Below are 20,338 nucleotides of genomic sequence, written 5' to 3'. Positions count from 1 at the left end.
CTGGTCTGGCAGGGGAAAACCATCGGCGCCAACAGGAAGAGTGGAAGACACAGTATTTAACCCCAAACTTTGATGAAAAGCCGGTACCAATCAGCCCGTCGAGCGTGCGGCGGGCTGATTGATCTTCCTGGGATTACTTGACAGCCACGGCCTTGCCGGAAGCGTCCTTGATTTCGGTGAAGGCGCGCTGGCGGATCAAATCCTTCACGCTGGCGGGCATAGGCACGTAGTCCAGATCGCTGGCGGCCTTGTCGCCGTTGGTGTAGACCCAGTCAAAGAACTTCAGCACTTCGGTGGCCTGGGCAGGCTTGTCCTGGGCCTTGTGCATCAGGATGTAGGTGGCGGTGGTGATGGGCCAGGAAGCATCGCCAGGCTTGTTGTTCAGCACCTGGTAGAAGGACTTGGCCCAATCGGCGCCGGCAGCCGCGCCCTTGAAGGCCGCGTCATCGGGGCTGACAAACTTGCCGGCAGCGTTTTTCATCTGCACGTAGTTCATCTTGTTCTGCTTGACGTAGGCGTATTCCACATAGCCGATCGAGTTGGGCAGGCGGCCCACGAAAGCGGCCACGCCTTCGTTACCCTTGCCACCGGCACCGGTAGGCCAGTTCACGGCCGTGCCTTCGCCCACTTTGGACTTCCACTCGGCGTTGACCTGGCTCAGGTAGTTGGTGAAGGCGTTGGTGGTGCCGGAGCCGTCGGCGCGGCGCACCGGAGCGATCGGCGCATCGGGCAGCTTCACGCCGGGGTTCAGCGCCGTGATGGCGGGATCGCTCCACTTGGTGATTTTACCCAGGTAAATATCCCCCAACACTTGGCCGTCGAGCTTCATTTCGCCCGGCTTGATACCGGCGATATTGACCACGGGAATCACGCCGCCCACCACCGTGGGGAATTGCACGAGGCCTTTCTTGCTCAGTTCTTCGTCGGTCATGGGCGCATCGGAGGCGCCAAAATCCACCGTCTTGGCTTCAATCTGGCGGATGCCCGCGCTGGAGCCGACAGATTGATAGTTCACGCGCGCGCCCGTGGCCTTGTTGTAGTCGGCGGCCCATTTGGAATACAGGGGAGCCGGGAAGCTGGCGCCAGCGCCCGTGGCGGTTTGCGCAAATGCCGTGGCCGATGCACCCAACAGCGCCAAGCCAACCAAACTGCCGAGAGCGAATGTGCGAGAGTTATTCATGAATCGAACCTTAGTGGTGGTAGAACGAAACAGACTGTACGACCGCCTTATGACATCTCTGTGACAGACATATCCCGGAAATATCACCCCCTGAAACCGTCACAAATTCGTCTTATTGGCCCCTCAACCGGTGCTATGCTGCGGCGCCATGCAACCCGGTACCCGTCTCGCCGCCGTAGATCTCGGCTCCAACAGCTTCCGCCTTGAAATCGCCCGCCTGGAACTGGGCCAGATCCAGCGTATGGAATACCACAAGGAAACCGTGCGCCAGGGCAACGGGCTGGACGCCGACCGCCGCCTTTCCCAGGACGCCATGCAGCGGGGCTGGAACTGCCTGGCCCGCTTTGGCGAACGGCTGGCCAGCTTCAAGCCCACCCAGGTGCGCGCCGTGGCCACGCAGACCATGCGCGAAGCACGCAACCGCGAGGAATTTCTGGTGGTGGCGCAGCAACTGCTGGGATTCCCGATCGATGTCATCTCCGGCCGCGAGGAAGCGCGCCTGATCTACCAGGGCGTGACACATCTGCTGCCCCAGTCCGACGAGAAAAGGCTGGTGGTCGATATCGGCGGCCGCTCGACCGAGATGATCATCGGCCAAGGCTATTCCGCCGAGACCATGGAGTCCTACCGTATCGGCAGCGTGGCCTGGTCCATGCGGTATTTTCCCGACGGAGTCTTCTCGACGCACGCCTTCGAAATCGCCGAAGTGGCCGCCAAGGCCGTGCTTGATGAAGCCCTGTCCATTTATGTACCCGGCCGCTGGGACGCCGCCTATGGCTCGTCCGGCACCGTGGGGGCCGTGGCTGATGTGTTGCAACAGGCCGGCCGCGTGCCGACTGAAGGCATGATCACCCGTGAAGGGCTGGACTGGTTGCGCGACAGGCTGATCAAGGCCCAGCGCGTGGACGCCGTGCGCATCGAGGGCCTCAAGGACGATCGCAAGCCGGTGGTGGGCGGCGGGCTGGCGGTCTTGCGCGCCGTATTCGATCTGCTGGACATCGAATCCATGCAGTACGCCCGCGGCGCGCTGCGGCACGGTGCCTTGTGCGATCTCATCGACCGCGAAGGCAGTCAAACCGACGTGCGCACCTCGTCCATCGAGCGGCTGGCCGCGAAATTCAGCGCTGACCCGGCACAAGCCGCGCGTGTGGGCCGCGCCGCCGCCCACCTGTTGGGCCAGTTGCTGCCGCGCCTGAAGAAGAGTGAACGCCTGGCTTGTGAGCGCCAACTCGAATGGGCAGCGCGGCTGCACGAAATCGGATCGCATATCTCTCACGCCGATTACCACAAGCACGGCGCCTACATTCTCGACAACGCCGACACCCCAGGATTCTCGATGCACGAGTTGCACGACCTGAGCCAGTTGGTGCTGGGCCATCGCGGCAAGCTGCGCAAGCTGGAAGCGCGCTTTGGCGACACGCTGTTCATGCAGCAGTTGATGGCGCTGCGCCTGGCCGTGGTTTTCTGCCACGCCCGCCAGGAACCCAACATCGATGACATCCGCATTGCAGCCAGCCCCAGCCCGGAGCATGGCTTCACCCTGACCTTCCGTTCCGGCTGGGCCGATGCCTGGCCGCAATCAGCGCACCTGCTGCGCGAGGAGGTCCTGGCGTGGCAGAAGACCCCCTGGGGTTTGAAGCTGGAAATGGCTGCAGCCTGAGGGTAAATACCCCTGCAGCCGGGAGGGGCGCGGGAAAGCCCTGACCCGCCATGGGCGTCTTGTCGCCAAAAAGGGCGACATACAAACCTGCCCGGCTTACGTACCCTCGGAGTAGTTCAGCCCACTTTTACTACCCGCGCCGGAGCGCCCCTTCATGCCACTCATGCGGTCACGTCCGAGAGCCTTCATGAGCAAACGCAGGTTGCATCCGATCGTCCGGCTCGACTATGTCGTGCGGATCACCTGTTTTCCGCCGTTGATCGCGGTGTTCTATTCGGTGTTCCTTGCCGAGAGCCGCGCCAGCGCCGCTACGCTCACCGTGTTGTTGCTCTGGGGCCTGCTATGGCCGCAACTGGCCTATCTGCACGCCTATTTCAGCAAAGATTCCAAGCGCGCGGAGCTCCGCAATCTCGTCATTGATTCGGTCATGGTGGGGGCCTGGACCGCGGCGATGTATTTCAGCCTGTGGCCCAGCATCATGTTCATCACGGCGCTCAACCTGGGTAACCTCGGGGTGGGCGGCTTCCGAGCGGCTCGCAGGGGCTGGATTGCCGTGGCGCTGGGGATTCTGGTCTGCGGCGCCTTTACCCGCTATCAGGTCGAATTCGAATCGCCGCAGCTGACCGTCTTTGCCAGCATTCTGGGCATCTTCGTCACCAGCTCGGTGTTCGCCTTTCACTCCTACCTCCAGAGCAAGCGCTTCGTGCGCAGCCGCAAATTGCTGGAGGAGCAGAACGTCACCCTGGAAGAGCAGAATCGCAAGATCGAGGAAAAAAGCCTGCAACTGGAGCAGGCGAAGGAGGCGGCCGATACGGCCAATCGCTCCAAGAGCCTGTTCCTGGCCAACATGAGCCATGAGCTGCGCACGCCGCTCAACGCGATCATCGGCTACAGCGAGCTGCTGGTCGAGGAAGCGGAAGACACCGGCGATGAGGCGATGATCCCGGATCTGCAGAAGATCCACCGCGCGGGCAAACACCTGCTCGGGTTGATCAACGACGTGCTGGATCTGTCCAAGATCGAGGCCGGCAAGATGGAGGTGCATCTCGAGGAGGTCGAACTCGCCCCAATCCTGCAGGACGTCGTGGATACCGTGCAGGCCCTGGCCGAGCAGCGCGGCAACCGCTTGCTGCTGGAAGCCGACGCGCCGGGCCGCATGCACACCGATGTCACGAAACTGCGGCAGGTACTGTTCAATCTGCTGGGTAACTCCGCCAAGTTCACCGAGAACGGCCAGATCCATCTACGGGTACGCCGTGAGGCACTGGCGGCAGGCGATTGGCTGGTGTTCGAGGTCGAAGATACGGGTATTGGCATGACGCCCGAGCAGCAGGCGGGCCTGTTCCAGCCGTTCTCGCAAGCGGACTCGTCCACTACCCGCAAATACGGCGGGACCGGCCTGGGCCTGGCGCTGTGCCGGCACTTTTCGCACATGCTGGGCGGCGACATCAGCATGCGCAGCGCCGAGGGCGAAGGCACCACTTTCACCATGCGTCTGCCCGCCGATGGTTCTCCCGCCCTCTCGATGCCCGGTGCGGGCCCCGCCGTACCGGCGGATGCGCCGCTGGCCTTCGTGATCGATGATGATCCAGCGGGCCGCGAGTTGATGATCCGCATGCTGGCCCGGCATGGCTTGCGCGCGGAATCGGCCGGCAACGGCGCCGAAGGCATTCAGCGCATTCGCGAGCTGCGCCCGGCTCTGGTGCTGCTGGACGTGCTGATGCCCGGCAAGGATGGCTGGGATGTACTTGCCCAGCTGAAAGCGGATCGCGAACTGGAGCCGATTCCGGTGGTAATGGTGTCGGTGACCGAGCAGAAGCCCCTGGGTTTTTCCCTTGGTGCCGCGGACTATCTGGTCAAGCCCGTCCGCAGCGAAAGCCTGAGCCAGGTGATCCGCCGGCATCTGGGCGCCCTACCCGCCCAGCCCATCCCTGCGACCGGCGGCGACCCGGCCCCTCACATGGAAGAGCCGGCATGAAGATCCTGCTGGTCGAGGACAACGACATGAACCGCGACATGCTCACCCGGCGGCTGACCCGGCGCGGCTATGCCGTGGTGGCGGCCGTGGATGGCTTGGCCGCCGTGGAAGCCGCGTTTCAGGAGCAGCCTGATGTGGTCCTGATGGACATGGGATTACCGGTGCTGGACGGGTGGGAAGCGACGCGCCGGATCAAGGCCGACCCGCGCACCTCGTCGATCCCGGTCATCGCCCTCACCGCCCATGCCATGGCCGACGACCGTGAGCGTGCGCTGGCCGCGGGGTGCGATGACTTCGACACCAAGCCCGTGGATTTCGAGCGCCTGCGCGCGAAGATCGCCGCGCTGCTGCCCGAGGGAGGCGTCGCCTCGTGAGTACAGACACCATGGCCGTGCTCCGCGCCACTGCCATGGCCGACCTGCCGGCCATGGCCACCCTGATCGAGCGGGCCTGCACAGGCATGGACGCCGATGCCCAGGCCCAGTCCGAGTTGCGCCTGGCGGCGGAAGAGGTGTTCACCAACATTTTCCGGCACGGCTATCGCAGTGCGTCCGGCCCCGTCACGGTGACGGTGGCCGCCACCCCTTGGCCGTCACCGTCACCCTGGCTGATTCGGCGCCGGATTTCGATCCAGCCAGCCTGGCCGCCCCCGACCTCTCTTCCGACTGGCAGGTACGGCCCATCGGCGGGTTGGGCTGGCACCTGGTTCGCCAGGTCATGGATGAGGTGCGCCGGGCCCCTGGGCGCCATGGGGGCAACGTCTACACCCTGGTCAAGAAAATTCGCGTCCGGCCGGCACCGGACATCTTGAGTTCCTGAAGGAGCCACTAATGCAAATCGAAATTCACCCCCGAGAACACGCGGCCGTCGCGGTCATCACCGGCAGCGTGGACGGGCTGACCGCCGAGACCCTGTTGGAAACGCTGCAAGGCTATGTCGATGCAGGCCACATCCAATTGGTTGCGGATCTGCACCAGGTGGAATACACCAGCAGCGCGGGCCTGCGGGCCCTGCTGGCCACGGTCAAGCAGGCGCGCCAACGCGGCGGCGACTTGCGACTGGCCAACATCAACCCGGTGGTGCTCAGGGTGCTGGAGCTGAGCGGCTTCACCACCATCATGAAATGCTACGACGACGTGGACGGCGCGTTGGGCAGCTTTCTCGCCTAGGACACAAGATGCGATCAGACACGACATCAGGGGTGGGCTCAGCCCCGCGCCGCAAGCGGGTGGCTCTGGTCATCGGCTCCGGCAGCGTCCAATGCGCCGCCGCGCTGGGCATGTGGAAAGTGTTGCAGCGGGAATGCATCGACATCGACTTGCTGGTGGGTTGTAGCGGCGGCAGCCTGTACGCCTCCGTGATGGCACTTGGCAATGATGTGGCCACCTGCGAACGGTTGACCCGCGAGCTGTGGACCCCCGCGCTGACCACGAAACGCGACATGCCCTCGTTGCTGGCGGCCATCATGCCGCGCCTCTTCAAGTTCGACGGCTCCTTCGGCATGGTGAGCGACAAGCCGCTGATGAAGGCATTGGACCAGCTGTACGGCGACAAGCGCTTCGAGGACACGGCCATCCCGCTGCGCATTGCCGCCACCGATCTGCACAGCGGACGCATGACCACGCTTTCCGAGGGCCGCGTGCGTGATGCGGTACGCGCCAGCATCGCCATTCCCTACATCTGGAAGCCATGGCAGATCGGCGGGCGCTGGCTGCTCGATGGCTGCGTGTCCGATCCCCTGCCGGTGGACGTGGCCATCCGGGAAAGCGCGGACGTGATCCTGGCCATGGGTTTTGAAAGCCCCTATCCGAAGGCGATCCGCTCGGCTACCCGCTATGCCTTCCAGGTCAACAGCGTCTATACCAACAACCTTCTGCGCGCGAACTACGCTTTCCACAACCTCGCCCATCACGCCGAGATCATCCCGGTGCTGCCCAACTTCGACCGTCCGATACGCTTGTTCGATACCCACGAAATTCCCTACGTCATCGAAGAAGGCCAGCGCGCCACCGAGGCCCAGCTCGATCATCTGCTGCGGGCTTTGGAGACGGTCCATGCCTGAAGCAGCGGCGCGCCAGCCCGATGCGCCGCCGCTGCGGCGGCGTCCGAGGTTGGCCGTGGTGATCGGTTCCGGCGGCCTGAAATGCGTCGCCGGCGTGGGCATGTGGAAGATCCTGCAGCGCGAAGGCATTCATCCCGATCTGGTGGTCGGTTGCAGCGGCGGGAGCCTCTACACCGCCGGAATGGCGCTGGGCATGGACGCACGGGAAGCCGAGCACCGCAGCCATCGCATGTGGGACGGCCTGTTCCAGCGCGTGCACTATGCCTCGGTGTTGCGCAGTCTGCTGCCCCGGCGCTGGGGCTTCAATGAGCGCGTCGGGCTGGTCAACGACCGCGCCGTAGGGGAGGCGCTGAAGGAACTGTATGGTGATGCCAGCTTTGCCGACACCAAGGTTCCGTTGCTGATCGCCGCGACCGACCTCCATTCCGGCGAACGCGTACGGCTGGCCTCGGGCCGCCTGGTCGACGCCGTGCGCGCCAGCATCGCCATGCCGCTGCTGCTTCGGCCCTGGCCGATCGATGGACGGCTGCTCATCGACGGCGGCGTGTCCGATCCGCTGCCCATCAGCCTGGCGATCCGCGAAGGAGCCGACATCATTCTCGCGATGGGCTTTGAAACGCCGCCCATGGAACGCATGGATTCACTGCGGGGCGTGGTCCGGCACTCGATCGCCACCACCGTCAATCATCTGCTGCGCTCGACCTATGCTTTCTACAGCGCCGTGCACCACGCCGAGATTGTGCCGATCATGCCCGAGTTCGAGAAACCTGTTGGCGTGAGCGACACCCACCTGATTCCCTACATCATCGAGCAGGGTGAACGGGCTACCTTGCAGGTGCTGCCCTACTTGCGTCAGTTGAAGCTGACCGAAGCTTCCATCGAGGGCGCATGACCGCCATGGCTCAAGCCCCGGGGCGCATCCTGGTGGTCGATGACACCGAGGCCAACCGCGACCTGCTCGTACGGCGGCTGCAAAGACAAGGCCATGCCACCGATACCGCCACCGACGGACAGCAGGCGCTGGACATGCTGCGTGCCAGCGCGTTTGACATGGTGTTGTTGGACATCATGATGCCGGTGATGAACGGTTACGAAGTGCTTGAACGCATCCGCGCCGACGACGGCCTGCGCCATGTGCCGGTGGTTCTGATCTCGGCGCTGGGCGATGGCGAGAGCATCGTCAAGGGGATCGAACTGGGCGCGGACGACTACCTTCCCAAACCCTTCAACCCTCATATTTTGCGCGCCCGCGTGGACGCCAGCCTGGCGAAGAAGCGCCTGCACGACCGGGAGCAGATGCACGCGCGCAGCCTGGAGCGTGAGCTGGAAATCGCCCGCAAGATCCAGGCCGGCTTTCTGCCCGAAGCCCTGCCAGAGGCACCGGGTTGGGAGTTGGCCACCTGGTTCCAGCCTGCCCGCCAGGTCAGCGGTGACTTCTATGATGCCTTTCCCGTTCTGGGCGGCACACGCACCGTGCTGGTGGTGGCCGACGTCTGTGACAAGGGCGTAGGCGCAGCCCTTTTCATGGCGTTGTTCCGCAGCCTGTTCCGGGTACTGGCTGAGCGCTTGTTCACCTCTGGCGGCGATAACGCGGCGCAGGTGCGCGAACTGGTCTCCGGGGTGAATGACTACATCGCCCGCACGCATGGCCGCGCCAACATGTTCGCCACCGTGTTTGCCGCTGTTCTGGATCCTGCGACGGGTGATCTGGTCTATGTCAATGGCGGGCATGAAGCGCCGATGCTGGCGGGGCTTCAGGGGGTGCGCGAGCGGTTGGCGCCGACGGGGCCGGCGGTGGGCATGATGGAAGGGTTGCCCTTTTTGTCCGGCCATGTGGTGATGGGGCCGGGTGAGGTCTTGGTCGCCTTCACGGATGGCGTGACCGATGCTCTTTGTGCCGATGGTACGCGCTTCAGTGAAGAGCGTCTGCTGGGGTTGCTTGCGCGGCCCGTTCAAAGCGCGGATGGGGCTGTGGATGGTATTCGGGCTGAGTTGCGGGTGTCTACGCACGACGAGGCGTTTGATGATGTCACTTTGCTGGTGGTGCGGCGGGGGGCGAGTTGATGGTTGTGGTGTGGGGTTGATGAAGAAGGACGCGTGGGGTGTCGGGGATGCTCCCTCTCCCTCCGGGAGAGGGTTGGGGGGCAGGCCATCCTGTGGGGGCTTTCACTGCAGTATCTGCACAACAAAAGCCCATTCGGATCAACCGCCGTGAAAGCCCCCATCCCTGCCTTCCCCCAGCGGGGGAAGGAGTAAATACAGCGAAGCCTGATCATCCGAGGGCCGAGCGAAGCAATGGCCCGACTCAGGCTCCTTGCCCCTCTGGCCGTGCCGAGGAGCGCAGCGCATGGGGCGGGCTGGAGCACTGCAAGATGCTCCTGCTTCGTGCTCTAGCTTGCCGGCGTTGTTCGAGCGACGTGAACGTAGTGAACATAGCGAGTTCGACGGCACCGCCCCATGCGTGAGCACCGCAGGTTGCCCGTAGCGGAGCGAAGGGACACGTCCAGTGGGGCGCCCTTTCTTTGGCCTACGTTTCTTTGGGCAAACAAAGAAAGGTAGGTGCACCGCCGGGGGCAATCCCGGCCTCCGACCTTAAATCAAACAGCAGAAGGTCATTAGGAAGCAGAAGGCCGTTCAGATCAACCGACAGTGAAAGCCCCCACCCCAGCCCTCCCCCAAAGGGGAGGGAGCAAAACCCCGCCTCACACCCCATCTACCCAATCAAAGCCAGACAAGCCCGCTTCAAGCCTGAGTCAAATACATCTCTTTCAACTGAGCACGCTCCCTCTCCCCCACCCCCAACTCATCAGTCAAATAAGCCACCACCCCACCGTAATCCTTCTCCACCGCCTGCATGGCCGCATCCAGAAAAGCCTCCTGCACCCGCCACAACACATTCAGCACCTCCTGCGGCGCGCGGTGCACGCTGAGCGCAGGCATGCGGTAGAGCTCGTTGGTCAGCAGGTAATCCTGCATCACCACATCATGCGGCACATCCAGCGCCCGCAAAATGAGGGCTGCGGCAAAGCCGGTGCGGTCCTTGCCGGCCGTGCAGTGAAACACCAGCGGCTGATCACTCTCCAGCAGATGCTTGAAGAGATCTCCAAACCTGGCTGCGTTGTCGTGCACGAAAGCGCGGTAGGTCTGCTGCATGAGCTCCACGGTCTCGGCTGGGGTGATCTGGTGGCCGGCTTCCGTCAGGTCTTTCATGCGCTGCACGACCGTCGGCTCGATCGGGAGTGAATGCTGGGCCATGCCCTGCAGGTTGTAAGGCACCGCGGCACGTTCGCCCACGCCACGGAAATCAAACGCCCGCGCCACCCCCAGCGACTTGAGGGCTTGCTCATCCTCCGCTGTCAGGGCCGCCAGATGATCGGAACGGAAAAGGTGCCGCCACTTCACCTCGCGCCCGCCCGCTCCGGTGTAGCCCCCCAAATCACGAAAATTGCTGGCACCGGAGAGTTTGAGGGAGCGGTCAGGATGACGAAGCATGGCAGATCCAGGAAAGGAAAGTGAACTAAATTAAGCGATTTTCGCGTACTGGCCGTGACAAGGCGAGATGGCTCCGGTCTCCGAATTGACATCAAGCGCTTGTCCTACAGCCTGGCGCCCCTTCTGCTGCGGACAATGCCCTCGCCAATGAACATTACATGGAGGACGCCCGATGGCAGCTGATACGCTGGAGCCGAAAACGGGCCGGCCAGCATCGTCCAACGGGCCTTCTCTGCTCGGGCCGGAGAGCGGGCTTCACTCCCCTGAGGAAGCAGAGGACCCTCTCTACGAATCGGCACCGCGCGCGCCCTTGATGAACTCGCTGGTCAGCCTTGCCATCATAGTGGCAGCGCTGTATTTCGGGCGCGATCTCCTGGTTCCGCTGGCCTTCGCCATCCTGATCAGCTTCGTGCTCGATCCGGTGGTCACCTGGCTCAAGCGCTTTCGCATTCCACGCGGCGCAGCCGTGACCCTGGTGGTCACGGCTGCGCTGGGTTTGATCGTGGCCACCGGCTTTCTCGCCTTTACACAGTTGCGGCAGATCGGCAACAACCTGCCCACCTACGAAACCACCATCACCAAAAAGCTGCGTGATTTCCGCCGTGATCTGCGCAAGCCAGGGCTGCTCGACCAGTACTCGCGCGTGTTCGGCAAGGTTCAGAAGGAAATCAACGCCGCTCAGGTGCCCCTGGGCCCTCGCGCAGCGGCGCCCACGCAGGTGGAGGTGGTGCGTGATGCCGCCAAGCCGATGGATCGTGTCCTCAGTTGGGTGGAAACCTTCGTGCCCACCATCGCCGCAGCGGGCATCGTCATCGTTTTCGTATTCCTGATCCTGCTTGACCGGGGCGACTTGCGCGACCGGTTTCTGCGCCTTATGGGCGGCAACCTGGGACAGGCCACCACCGCGCTCTCGGAAGCCAGCGAGAGGGTCAGCAAATACCTGACCATGCAGCTGATCGTGAACGCCACCTATGGGCTGCCCATGACGATCGGCCTGCTCCTCATCGGAGTGCCAGGGGCGCTGGTATGGGGCGTGCTGGCGGCCCTGCTCCGCTTCGTGCCCTATGCCGGCCCTCTGATCGCGGCGGTCTTCCCGCTCACGCTGGCCTTCGCCGTCGATCCAGGCTGGAACATGGTGCTCTGGACGCTGGCGCTGATCCTCACGCTGGAGCTGGTCAGCAACAACATCATCGAGCCCTGGCTCTACGGCTCCAGCACCGGAATCTCCACGCTCTCCCTGATCCTGGCCGCCATGTTCTGGACGGCGCTCTGGGGCCCCATGGGCTTGATCCTCTCCACGCCGATCACGGTGGTGCTGCTCGTCGCGGGGCGCTATGTGCCAGCGCTGCATTTCCTGGAGGTGCTGCTGGGCAGCGAGCGGGCGCTCGACGAACCCACGCGCCTACATCAGCGGTTGCTGGCAGGCGATGTCGATGAGGCCGTGGAACTGGCTGAGGATTACGCGGAAAAAACTTCACCAGAGAATTTCTATGCCACGGTCGGCCTAAATACGCTGCGCCTGGCAACCAGCGCTTATGGCACCGCGGCCACGGCCCAGCATCGGCACCGCGTGGTCTCGGGAATGGAAAGGGTGATCGAGGAGTTGCGCGAGCAATACCCGCCCAAACCGGACTTGCCAGTACGTATCGCCTGCATCGGCGGGCGATGGACCGCCGATACCCTGGCCGCCGAAATGGCCGCGCATACCCTGGCGCTCCATGGTTTCGGCAGCCGGGCGGTGCCGGCAGGAATCATCTCGGCCGAGCACATAGGCCAGCTCGATTTGCAGGACATCGAGGTCGTGTGCCTCTGCTACTTTTCACCAGCTCCGGCCATCCACGCCCGGTTTTTCGTGCGCCGCCTCAAACGGCGGTGGCCGCATATCCAGTTCGTTCTGGCGGCATGGAACCATGCGCCGGATACCCAGGACGCGACCCCCACGCGAACGACTGGCGCAGAAGCGCTGGTCACCTCCCTCGATGAGCTGCTGGCAGACGCCGAGAGCCGGATAGGGCGTGTGTCCCTCTCTCATTCCGCCTGAGGCCCCGTCCATTGCTTGCGGCTGGTGCGCAGCAGAAAGCGCTGGCGGTATGCGGTGGGCGTTTCGCTCGTGGCACGCGTGAACACCTTGCGAAAGCTGCCCACGTCGCCATAGCCGCACTGGCGCGCCACAGCCTCCACGGTCAGGTAAGTGGTCTGCAGCAGCACTTGGGCCTGCGCCACGCGCAGGCCGTGCAGGTACTGCAGCGGCGTCTGCCCGTGCACCTGCGAAAACCAGCGCAGCAGCGTGCGCGGGCTGGTAGCGGCAGCGTGAGCCGTGGCAGCCAGGCTATAGGGCTCGTTGCGGTGAACCTGCAGCCAGCGGCGGGCCCGCTCCAGTGCGCCCGCGGCCATGGGTTCGTTGTTGGGCGTTTCCAGTTCTTCGGTGGCGGTGAGTTGCCGCTGCGGGTCATGCCGCAACACGGTGCCCACCGCTTTCGCCAATTCAGCCACGGAGGTATGGCCCAGCAGGTCGAGAAAGGCGGCAAGGCTTTCGGGCAACGCCGAGGTGGTCCAGATGGGGCCGTCGGCATGCCAAGACCTGTCCCGCCGCCAGCGGACGGCATGGCCTGACTGGAGCACGATGGACGGGGCCAGCGCCCAAGGCAGGGAAGCCTCACGCCCGGACAGCAAGCCTGCTTCGGCCAGCAGGGCTGAGCCGTTGAAAAAAGCAGCGATCCGCCCTCCTCGCGTCACATGGGCGTGCAGCAACGGAGCGAAATGGTCCAGATACGTTCGGCTGAACTGGCGCAGCTGCGGTCCCGTGGTCACCAGCCAGCCGGGAATAACGAGCACGTCGGGCGGTGCGGCCGCCCCGCCCGACGCAGGCGCGGGTGGAGGAGCAGCGGCCGTTTCGCCAGGCAGCGGCAGCCAGTGCCATTGCAGCGGTTGCACGCCACCATGGCGCACGCTGGCCAATGTGTTCATGGCACGCAGGGCATCCACCACCGCGGCGGCACCGGTGGCGAAGCAGCCCGGGCCCCAGAGAATGCCCACCGTGATCTGATTGGGTACGAACGAAGAAATATGCCGCGCCATGTTGATGGCGATATTGCCACCTTTCTTGGCGAAATCACCACCGCATCGGCGAAGCGTCCACCGTTAGCATCAAAGGCGCACTACCCTGTTCAAAAAAGAGGAGATCACCATGAGGCCCATCGCGAGCGCTCTGACTGCCATCGCCGCAGCCGCCCTGCTTGCCGGCTGCGCCAGCAGCCCCACCGCGCAAGGTGACCGCAGCGTCACCATCACGCGCACTACCTACGGCATTCCGCATGTCACGGCGCAGAACCCGGAATCGCTCGGCTATGGCGTGGCTTATGCCTATGCGCAGGACAACGTGTGCATGACGGCGGACCAGCTCGTTACGGCGCGCGGCGAGCGCAGCGCCACCTTCGGCCCCAAGACCATCGGCCTGCTGGGCCGGCGCTACATCCCCAATCAGCAGATCGACCTGTTCACGGCCGCGCACATGGATGATGCCGCGCTGGAACGTGCCTGGGGGAAGATCAGCCCCGAAGCGCAGGCGCTGGCACGCGGCTACGTGGCAGGCTACAACCGTTTCCTGGCCGACAATGCCGCCACGCTCCCCGAGGCCTGCCGCGGCAAACCCTGGGTCAAGCCCATGACCATGGCCGAATACCGGCGCATGGCCGAAGTAGTGGCTGTGCAAGCCGGTATCGCCGCCCTGGCCGACGGCATGCTGGGTGCCCAGCCCCCCAACCCGGCGCGGCCAAGACATCGCAGGTCCCCGCCGCGGAAGCCGTGAACCTGGCCGACGCCGCCCAGGCTTTGCGTGACGTGGGCTTGCTCGACTCCCCCTGGGCTCCAACGCCTGGGCCTTCGGCCGGGAAGTCACGGCCAACGGCAGCGGCATGCTGCTGGGCAACCCGCATTTCCCCTGGAGCGGCCCCAACCGCTTCTATGAACTTCACCTGACCATTCCCGGCCAGATGGATGTGATGGGCGTGGGCATCGGCACCTATCCCATGGTGTCGATCGGCTTCAACAAGGATGTGGCCTGGTCGCATACCGTGTCGACAGGCAAGCGCTTCACGCTGTATGAGTTGACGCTGGCCGATGGCGACCCCACCAGCTACCTGGTGGACGGCAAGCCCGAGAAAATGAGTGCCCGCAAAGTCAGCCTGGCGCTGCCCGGCCCCGACGGCAAGCCGCAGGTGATGGAACACACGGTCTGGTCGAGCCGCTGGGGCCCGCTGGTCATCATTCCCCGCGCAGGCCTGACCTGGAACACCAAAACCGCCTATGCCCTGCGCGACGCCAACACGGGCAACACGCGCATGATGGATGCGGCCATTGCCTTTGCGCATGCCAAGTCCGTGCAAGACCTGCACAAAGCCCATGCCAACCTGGGCCTGCCCTGGGTGAACACCCTGGCCGCCGACCGCAGCGGCACGGCGATGTACACCGACGTGAGCGTGGTGCCCGACCTGGACGCCGCCCAACTCGAACGCTGCGTCCCCAGCAAGCCCGCCGCCGCCCTGCGCAACGCGGCAGGCTTGGTGGTCCTGAATGGCGCGCGTGCCGACTGCGCCTGGCACAGCGACAGCCGTTCGCCCGTTCCCGGCTTGATCCCGATCGAGCGCATGCCCGTGGCCTTCCGCGGCGACTGGGTGCAAAACAGCAACGACAGCTACCTCTACACCCACCCAGGACAGAAATTCGAAGGCATCTCGCCCATGGTGGGCGATGCCTCCGTACAGCGCCCCCGCACTCGGGCCGGTCTCACCGAAATTCCTGAAATGCTGGGCCGGGGCAAGCTGACGCTGCACGCCATCCAGGACCAACTTTTCCAGAATCGCAACTTCATGGGCTCGGTCATCATGCCGGACCTGCTGGCCGCCTGCGAGAAAGCGCCCGCAGGAGCCCTCAGCCCCGAATCACGCGACGGTTGCGCGGCTCTGAAAGGCTGGGACCTGCGCAACAACCTGAACTCTCGCGGCGCCCACCTGTTCCAGGAATTCTGGCGCACTGCGCGCAACATCCCTTCTGTCTACCGCGTGCCTTTCGACCTCAAGGAGCCCGTGGCCACGCCAGCCGGCCTGAAGATGAACGACCCGGCCGTGGCCGCCAAAGTGTGGCAATCGCTGGACAACGCAGTCAAAACCGTTCGTACGGCAGGCTTCGCGCTCGATGCCACGCTGGGCAGCGTGCAGCACCCCGACATCACCGAAGAACCCATTCCCCTGCATGGCGGCTATGAATTCGTAGGCGTGCTCAACAACCTCGGCCGCCAGGACCCGGAACCCCAGCCCATCAACGCACGCGGGCTGCGCATTGACTACGGCACCAGCTACGTGCAAACCGTGACCTTCGATGCCCGCGGCCCCGTGGCGGAAGCCATCCTGACCTACGGCCAGTCTACCGACCCTGCCTCACCCCATGCCAACGACCAACTGCGTGAATTCTCGGCCAAGCGCTGGCACCGTCTGCCGTTTCATGCGGAGGATATTGCCAAGCAGCGTGTGGGGAAAGATTTGACGTTGGTGCGTTGAGTTTTTTTGCTTCCTGAGGCGCCGGGGAGCGGCGCCGTGAAAGCCCTCACCCCAGCCCTCTCCCGCTTGCGGGAGAGGGAGTAAACCCCCGGAACCTCCCTACAGAAGCTGCGTCAGGGCAGCGGCTCAGTATCCACTTCCCGAGAGCTCTGCTCGGTATAGCGGTTACCCGAAACAGTTTCCGTGTTGATCAGGCTATTCAACCGGCCAAGCACCTCTGCAGACAACACCACCTCAGCAGCCGCCATGTTCTCGCGCACATGCTCTTCATTCGCGGTACCCGGAATGGGCAGAATATCCTTGCCCTGGTGCAGCACCCAAGCCAACGCCAGTTGGGCCGGCGTGCACCCCACCTCAGCCGCGATTGCCTTGTAGGGCGTCAGCAGCGCCAGATTCTTCGCGTAGTTCTCAGGCAGGAAGCGCGGCATGGCCCGGCGGATGTCCTTCTCCGGCAGCGCGGCCACATCATGCACGGTATCTGTCAGGAACCCGCGCGCCACCGGGCTGAACGCCACGAAGCTCACGCCCAGCTCACGGCACGCCGCCAGCACCGCGATCTCGGGGTTGCGCGTCCAGAGCGAATACTCCGTCTGGACCGCGGTGATCGGGTATTCGGCATGCGCCTTGCGCAGCGTGGCGGCGGACACCTCCGACAACCCGATGGTGCGGATCTTGCCAGCACGCACCAGATCACCCAGAGCCCCCACGCTCTCCTCGATCGGCACACTCTTGTCCCAGCGGTGCAGGTAGTACAGATCGATGACATCGGTCTTCAGGCGTTTGAGCGAACCTTCGCAGGTCGCACGCAGCACTTCGGGACGGCCATCGATCTTGCGGCCGGTCTTGACGCGGCCGCCCTCGTCTTCCACGGTCATGCCGCACTTGCTGGCCAGGGTGAACTGCTGGCGATACGGTGCCAGCACCTTCCCCACAAGCGTTTCACTCACGCCAAAGCCATACAGCGCCGCCGTATCGAAGTGCGTCACCCCCGCATCCAGCGCCGTGCGCAGCACGCGCTCGCCCTGATCGGCCGACACAGGGTTGCCGTACGCATGACAGATGTTCATGCAGCCGAGACCGACGGCATTGACGGTGAAGGGCCCGAGTTGGCGCTGTTGCATTCCTTGTTTCCTTAGTTGTTCAGTTGCTGCTCCAGATCGTGCAGCACTTCATAGCACGGCAGCACCTGAGCGATGCTGGAATTGGGTTCGCGGCCTTCGCGGATGGCGGCGAAGAATTCGCGGTCCTGCAGCTCGATGCCGTTCATGCTCACATCGACCTTGCTCACGTCCACCAAGGTCTCCGGCCCCTTGCTGTGCGACTGGGCCAGGTCATCGTAGCGCGCGATGTAGGTCGCCGTATCGCCAATGTAGCGGAAGAAAGTACCCAGGGGGCCATCATTGTTGAAGCTCAGGGAGAGCGTGCAGATGGCGCCATTCGCCGCCTTGAGCTGGATGCTCATGTCCATGGCGATGCCCAGTTCGGGATGGACCGGGCCTTGCACGGCGTTGGCCTTCACGATGGGCGAACCAGCCTGGTAAGCGAACAGATCCACCGTATGGGCGGCGTGGTGCCACAACAGGTGGTCGGTCCAGCTGCGCGGCTGGCCCAGCGCGTTCATGTTGGTACGGCGGAAGAAATAGGTCTGCACATCCATCTGCTGGATGTTGAATTCGCCCGCCTTGATCTTGTGGTGCACGTACTGGTGGCTGGGGTTGAAGCGGCGCGTGTGGCCGCACATGGCCACCAGGCCGGTTTTCTTCTGCAGCTCCGCCAGGCGCTGGCCGTCGGCCAGACTGTCGCACATGGGGATTTCCACCTGCACGTGCTTGCCGGCTTCCATGCACTGGATGGTCTGCGCGGCATGCATCTGCGTGGGCGTGCACAGGATCACGGCATCGACTTCGGGCAGCGCCAGGCTTTCAGCCAGATCAGTAGCCACATGCTTGATGCCGTATTTGTCGGCCACTTCCTGTGTCTGCTCCTTACGGCGGCCCACCAGGGAAACCACTTCCACGCCATCGATGTTCTTGATGCCGTCCAGGTGCTTGATGCCGAAGGCCCCGGCACCAGCCAGGGCGACCTTGATCGTCTTGCTCATTTACTGATTCTCCAAAATGAGGTGGCCAACCGCCGTGTTCGACGCCGGCACATGATAGAAACGGTGCGCCATCTTGGGCGCGGGGCCGCCATGGACATCCGCCATGGCGCCACGGGCGATCAGCCACATGACCAGCTCGATCCCCTCGCTGCCCGCCTCGCGCACATAGTCGATGTGCGGCAGGGTGGCAAGGCCAGCCGGATCCGCGATCAGGCGATCGAGGAAGCGGTTGTCCCAATCGGCATTGATCAAGCCGGCGCGCGGGCCTTGCAACTGATGGCTCATGCCGCCCGTGCCCCAGATCTGTACCTTGAGCGGCTCGTCATAGCTCTCGATGGCCCGGCGGATCGCCTGCCCCAGGGCAAAGCAGCGCGCACCGGAAGGCACGGGATACTGCACCACGTTCACATGAAACGGGATCACCTTGCAGGGCCATTCAGCGGGTGAGCCGAACATGAGGTTCATCGGCACCGTCAGGCCGTGATCGACCTTCAGGTTATTGACGATGGTGAGGTCGAAATCCTGCTGGATCACCGACTGCGCAATGTGCGAGGCAAGCTCCGGGTGCCCCTTCACCACGGGCACGGGGCGGGGGCCGTAGCCTTCGTCGGCCGGCTCGAATTCAGCCGCGGTGCCGATGGCAAATGTGGGGATCACGCCCAGATCGAAACTGGTGGCGTGGTCGTTGTAGACCAGGAAAATCACATCCGGCTGGTTCTCCTTCATCCATTGCTTGGTGAATTCGAAACCCTTGAAAAGCGGCTGCCAGTAGGGCTCGTCGGTCTTGCCCAGATCGATCGCGGCGCCGATGGCGGGCACATGCGACGAGTAGACAGAAGCGGCGATGCGCGCCTGCCCCTTTGCCTTGGCCTTCCCGGCGTCCTGCACCGCGGCCGCCAGATTCGTCTGCGCCTGCGTCTCGTCCCAATCTTTCCAGGCTTCCGTGCGGGCCGCCTGCCCTTGCGCGTTGCCGCCCTCCCCCACCACGCGGTTGCCTTCAGCCGAGCGGCCACCCGCGATCATCATGTCGCGGTACTGTTGCTCGGACATGCCCGTCATGCTGCCCGCCATCTGCTGAAAGCTCAGGCCATCGGTGGCCCCCAGCTTGGCGAGGAAATAGATGTTGCCGCCGGTGCGCATCATCCAGTTCATATCGCGCGCGCGCACGGCAGCACGTTGCTCGCTGGTCATGGGCCACTCGGCCAGGTAGGCATCTTCGTCAGCCTTGAAGCGGGCGCGGTTTTCCGCCTTCATCAGCGACATGCAGAACTGGTTGAGCCAGTAGCCCTTGCGGCTCTGGTCGGCATCGAAAATGGTCGTGCCGGGCACGTCCAGGTAGGGCTTTTCAAGAGACATGCTTGTATCCGTTTCCAGGTTCACGCCTCGTCCGGCCAGTACAGGCGCATCGGGTTGTCGACCAGGAGCTTCTTCTGCAACTCGGCCGTGGGCGCGATATGAGGAATGAAATCGACCAGCAGGCCATCATCGGGCATGTGGCCCTTCAGGTTGGGGTGCGGCCAATCGGTTCCCCACAATACGCGGTCCGGGAAAGTCTCGACGATGCGCCGCGCGAAAGGCACGACGTCGCGATAGGCATTCCGCTCGCCGTTCAGCGCAGGCGGTCCGCTGACGGACAGGCGCTCCGGGCAACTGACCTTGCTCCACACGTTGGGGTGCTCGCGCATGAACTTCACGAACAGCTCGAACTCCGGGCCGTCGATGGGCTTGCTCACATCAGGCCGGCCCATGTGATCAACCACCACCGTGGTGGGCAAGGCGGTGAAGAAATCCCACAACTCAGGCAGATCGACCGCTTCGAAGTAGATGACCACATGCCAGCCCAACTTGCCAATGCGGCCCGCGATCTCCATCAGCTCGTCACGCGGCGTGAAATCCACCAGCCGCTTGACGAAGTTGAAACGGACGCCCCGCACGCCAGCGGCATGCAAGCGCTGCAGCTCCTCATCGGTCACGTCGCGGCGCACCGTAGCAACGCCGCGTGCAAGGCCGCCCGCGGCCATGCAGGCATCCACCATGGCGCGGTTGTCGGCGCCATGGCAAGTGGCCTGCACGATCACGTTGCGCGAAAAGCCCAGGTGATCGCGCAAGGCGAACAACTGTGCCTTGGAGGCATCGCAAGGGGTGTACTTGCGCTCCGGCGCGTAAGGAAACTCCGCGCCAGGGCCGAACACATGGCAGTGCGCATCCACGCTGCCGGGCGGCAACTGGAAGCCCGGTTTGGCGGGGCCTTCGTACCAGTCAAGCCAGCCGGCGGTTTTCTCGAAAGGGCCTGTAGTGGGTTTGCTCATG

At 63.9% G+C, this 20,338-nt stretch carries 17 protein-coding genes and 2 pseudogenes; 11 read left to right on the top strand and 8 right to left on the bottom strand.

Annotated features, from left to right (window positions below):
- Nucleotides 1-133: 133 nt before the first annotated feature.
- Nucleotides 134-1,180 carry a phosphate ABC transporter substrate-binding protein PstS gene (pstS, locus tag WJU18_RS10885; RefSeq protein ID WP_423460078.1) on the bottom strand — a complete coding sequence of 349 codons (1,047 nt, stop codon included), beginning with the start codon at nucleotides 1,178-1,180 and terminating at the stop codon, nucleotides 134-136.
- 148 nt (nucleotides 1,181-1,328) lie between these two features.
- Here pstS and WJU18_RS10880 point away from each other — a divergent pair, with 148 nt between their 5' ends.
- The 8 genes and pseudogenes from WJU18_RS10880 (at nucleotide 1,329) to WJU18_RS10845 (ending at nucleotide 8,944) form a co-directional block, all read left to right on the top strand.
- Nucleotides 1,329-2,840 carry an exopolyphosphatase gene (locus WJU18_RS10880; protein WP_423460077.1) on the top strand — a complete coding sequence of 504 codons (1,512 nt, stop codon included), beginning with the start codon at nucleotides 1,329-1,331 and terminating at the stop codon, nucleotides 2,838-2,840.
- A 187-nt stretch (nucleotides 2,841-3,027) separates the two neighbouring features.
- Nucleotides 3,028-4,818, top strand: coding sequence for an ATP-binding protein (locus WJU18_RS10875; RefSeq protein WP_423460076.1), 1,791 nt, complete (start codon nucleotides 3,028-3,030; stop codon nucleotides 4,816-4,818).
- The gene (locus WJU18_RS10870) at nucleotides 4,815-5,192 is read left to right on the top strand and encodes a response regulator (RefSeq protein WP_423460075.1); all 378 of its coding nucleotides are present in this window, start codon (nucleotides 4,815-4,817) and stop codon (nucleotides 5,190-5,192) included. The genes WJU18_RS10875 and WJU18_RS10870 overlap by 4 nt, the downstream gene beginning before the upstream one ends.
- 11 nt (nucleotides 5,193-5,203) lie before the next feature.
- Nucleotides 5,204-5,637, top strand: a pseudogene (locus WJU18_RS10865) (ATP-binding protein).
- Nucleotides 5,638-5,648: 11 nt separating this feature from the next.
- Nucleotides 5,649-5,987, top strand: coding sequence for an STAS domain-containing protein (locus tag WJU18_RS10860; RefSeq protein ID WP_423460074.1), 339 nt, complete (start codon nucleotides 5,649-5,651; stop codon nucleotides 5,985-5,987).
- An 8-nt stretch (nucleotides 5,988-5,995) separates the two neighbouring features.
- On the top strand, nucleotides 5,996-6,880 hold the full coding sequence (locus WJU18_RS10855) for a patatin-like phospholipase family protein (RefSeq protein ID WP_423460073.1): 885 nt from the start codon (nucleotides 5,996-5,998) through the stop codon (nucleotides 6,878-6,880).
- Complete coding sequence (locus tag WJU18_RS10850; protein ID WP_423460072.1) at nucleotides 6,873-7,772, top strand: patatin-like phospholipase family protein; 900 nt, start codon at nucleotides 6,873-6,875, stop codon at nucleotides 7,770-7,772. Before WJU18_RS10855 ends, WJU18_RS10850 begins: the two co-directional genes overlap by 8 nt.
- On the top strand, nucleotides 7,769-8,944 hold the full coding sequence (locus tag WJU18_RS10845) for a PP2C family protein-serine/threonine phosphatase (RefSeq protein ID WP_423460071.1): 1,176 nt from the start codon (nucleotides 7,769-7,771) through the stop codon (nucleotides 8,942-8,944). Before WJU18_RS10850 ends, WJU18_RS10845 begins: the two co-directional genes overlap by 4 nt.
- Nucleotides 8,945-9,622: 678 nt before the next feature.
- Here WJU18_RS10845 and WJU18_RS10840 read toward each other — a convergent pair.
- Nucleotides 9,623-10,372 (bottom strand): tyrosine-protein phosphatase, encoded by a 750-nt coding sequence (locus WJU18_RS10840; RefSeq protein WP_423460070.1) that lies wholly within the window; start codon nucleotides 10,370-10,372, stop codon nucleotides 9,623-9,625.
- A gap of 172 nt (nucleotides 10,373-10,544) precedes the next feature.
- On the opposite strand from WJU18_RS10840, the gene WJU18_RS10835 reads away from it, so the two are divergent.
- Nucleotides 10,545-12,413, top strand: coding sequence for an AI-2E family transporter (locus tag WJU18_RS10835; protein ID WP_423460069.1), 1,869 nt, complete (start codon nucleotides 10,545-10,547; stop codon nucleotides 12,411-12,413).
- Here WJU18_RS10835 and WJU18_RS10830 read toward each other — a convergent pair.
- Nucleotides 12,401-13,450 (bottom strand): GlxA family transcriptional regulator, encoded by a 1,050-nt coding sequence (locus WJU18_RS10830; RefSeq protein WP_423460068.1) that lies wholly within the window; start codon nucleotides 13,448-13,450, stop codon nucleotides 12,401-12,403. The two genes, WJU18_RS10835 and WJU18_RS10830, sit on opposite strands and share 13 nt — an antisense overlap.
- Before the next feature lie 109 nt (nucleotides 13,451-13,559).
- On the opposite strand from WJU18_RS10830, the gene WJU18_RS10825 reads away from it, so the two are divergent.
- Together WJU18_RS10825 and WJU18_RS10820 are read left to right on the top strand one after the other, a co-directional pair.
- Nucleotides 13,560-14,180, top strand: a complete 621-nt coding sequence (locus tag WJU18_RS10825; RefSeq protein WP_423460067.1) for a penicillin acylase family protein — start codon at nucleotides 13,560-13,562, stop codon at nucleotides 14,178-14,180.
- A 106-nt stretch (nucleotides 14,181-14,286) separates the two neighbouring features.
- Complete coding sequence (locus tag WJU18_RS10820; RefSeq protein WP_423460066.1) at nucleotides 14,287-15,927, top strand: penicillin acylase family protein; 1,641 nt, start codon at nucleotides 14,287-14,289, stop codon at nucleotides 15,925-15,927.
- Nucleotides 15,928-16,040: 113 nt separating this feature from the next.
- On the opposite strand, the gene WJU18_RS10815 is transcribed toward WJU18_RS10820, so the two are convergent.
- The 5 genes and pseudogenes from WJU18_RS10815 to WJU18_RS10795 form a co-directional block, all read right to left on the bottom strand.
- Nucleotides 16,041-17,048: an aldo/keto reductase gene (locus WJU18_RS10815; protein WP_423460065.1), complete on the bottom strand. Its 1,008-nt coding sequence runs from the start codon at nucleotides 17,046-17,048 to the stop codon at nucleotides 16,041-16,043.
- A gap of 11 nt (nucleotides 17,049-17,059) precedes the next feature.
- Entirely contained in the window at nucleotides 17,060-18,028 is a 969-nt protein-coding gene (locus WJU18_RS10810; RefSeq protein ID WP_423460064.1) for a Gfo/Idh/MocA family oxidoreductase, read from the bottom strand.
- Nucleotides 18,029-18,916, bottom strand: a complete 888-nt coding sequence (locus tag WJU18_RS10805; protein ID WP_423460975.1) for a class III extradiol dioxygenase subunit beta — start codon at nucleotides 18,914-18,916, stop codon at nucleotides 18,029-18,031.
- A gap of 99 nt (nucleotides 18,917-19,015) precedes the next feature.
- Nucleotides 19,016-19,384, bottom strand: a pseudogene (gene ligA, locus WJU18_RS10800) (protocatechuate 4,5-dioxygenase subunit alpha); the annotation flags it as partial.
- 20 nt (nucleotides 19,385-19,404) lie between these two features.
- Complete coding sequence (locus WJU18_RS10795) at nucleotides 19,405-20,337, bottom strand: amidohydrolase family protein (protein ID WP_423460063.1); 933 nt, start codon at nucleotides 20,335-20,337, stop codon at nucleotides 19,405-19,407.
- Between the last annotated feature and the right edge of the window lies 1 nt (nucleotide 20,338).

It is taken from the genome of Ottowia sp. VDI28 (genome assembly GCF_049532675.1).
Taxonomy (GTDB): domain Bacteria; phylum Pseudomonadota; class Gammaproteobacteria; order Burkholderiales; family Burkholderiaceae_C; genus Ottowia.
The sequence above is the reverse complement of the archived record's forward strand: the minus strand, read 5'-3'. Positions and strand labels throughout refer to the sequence as shown.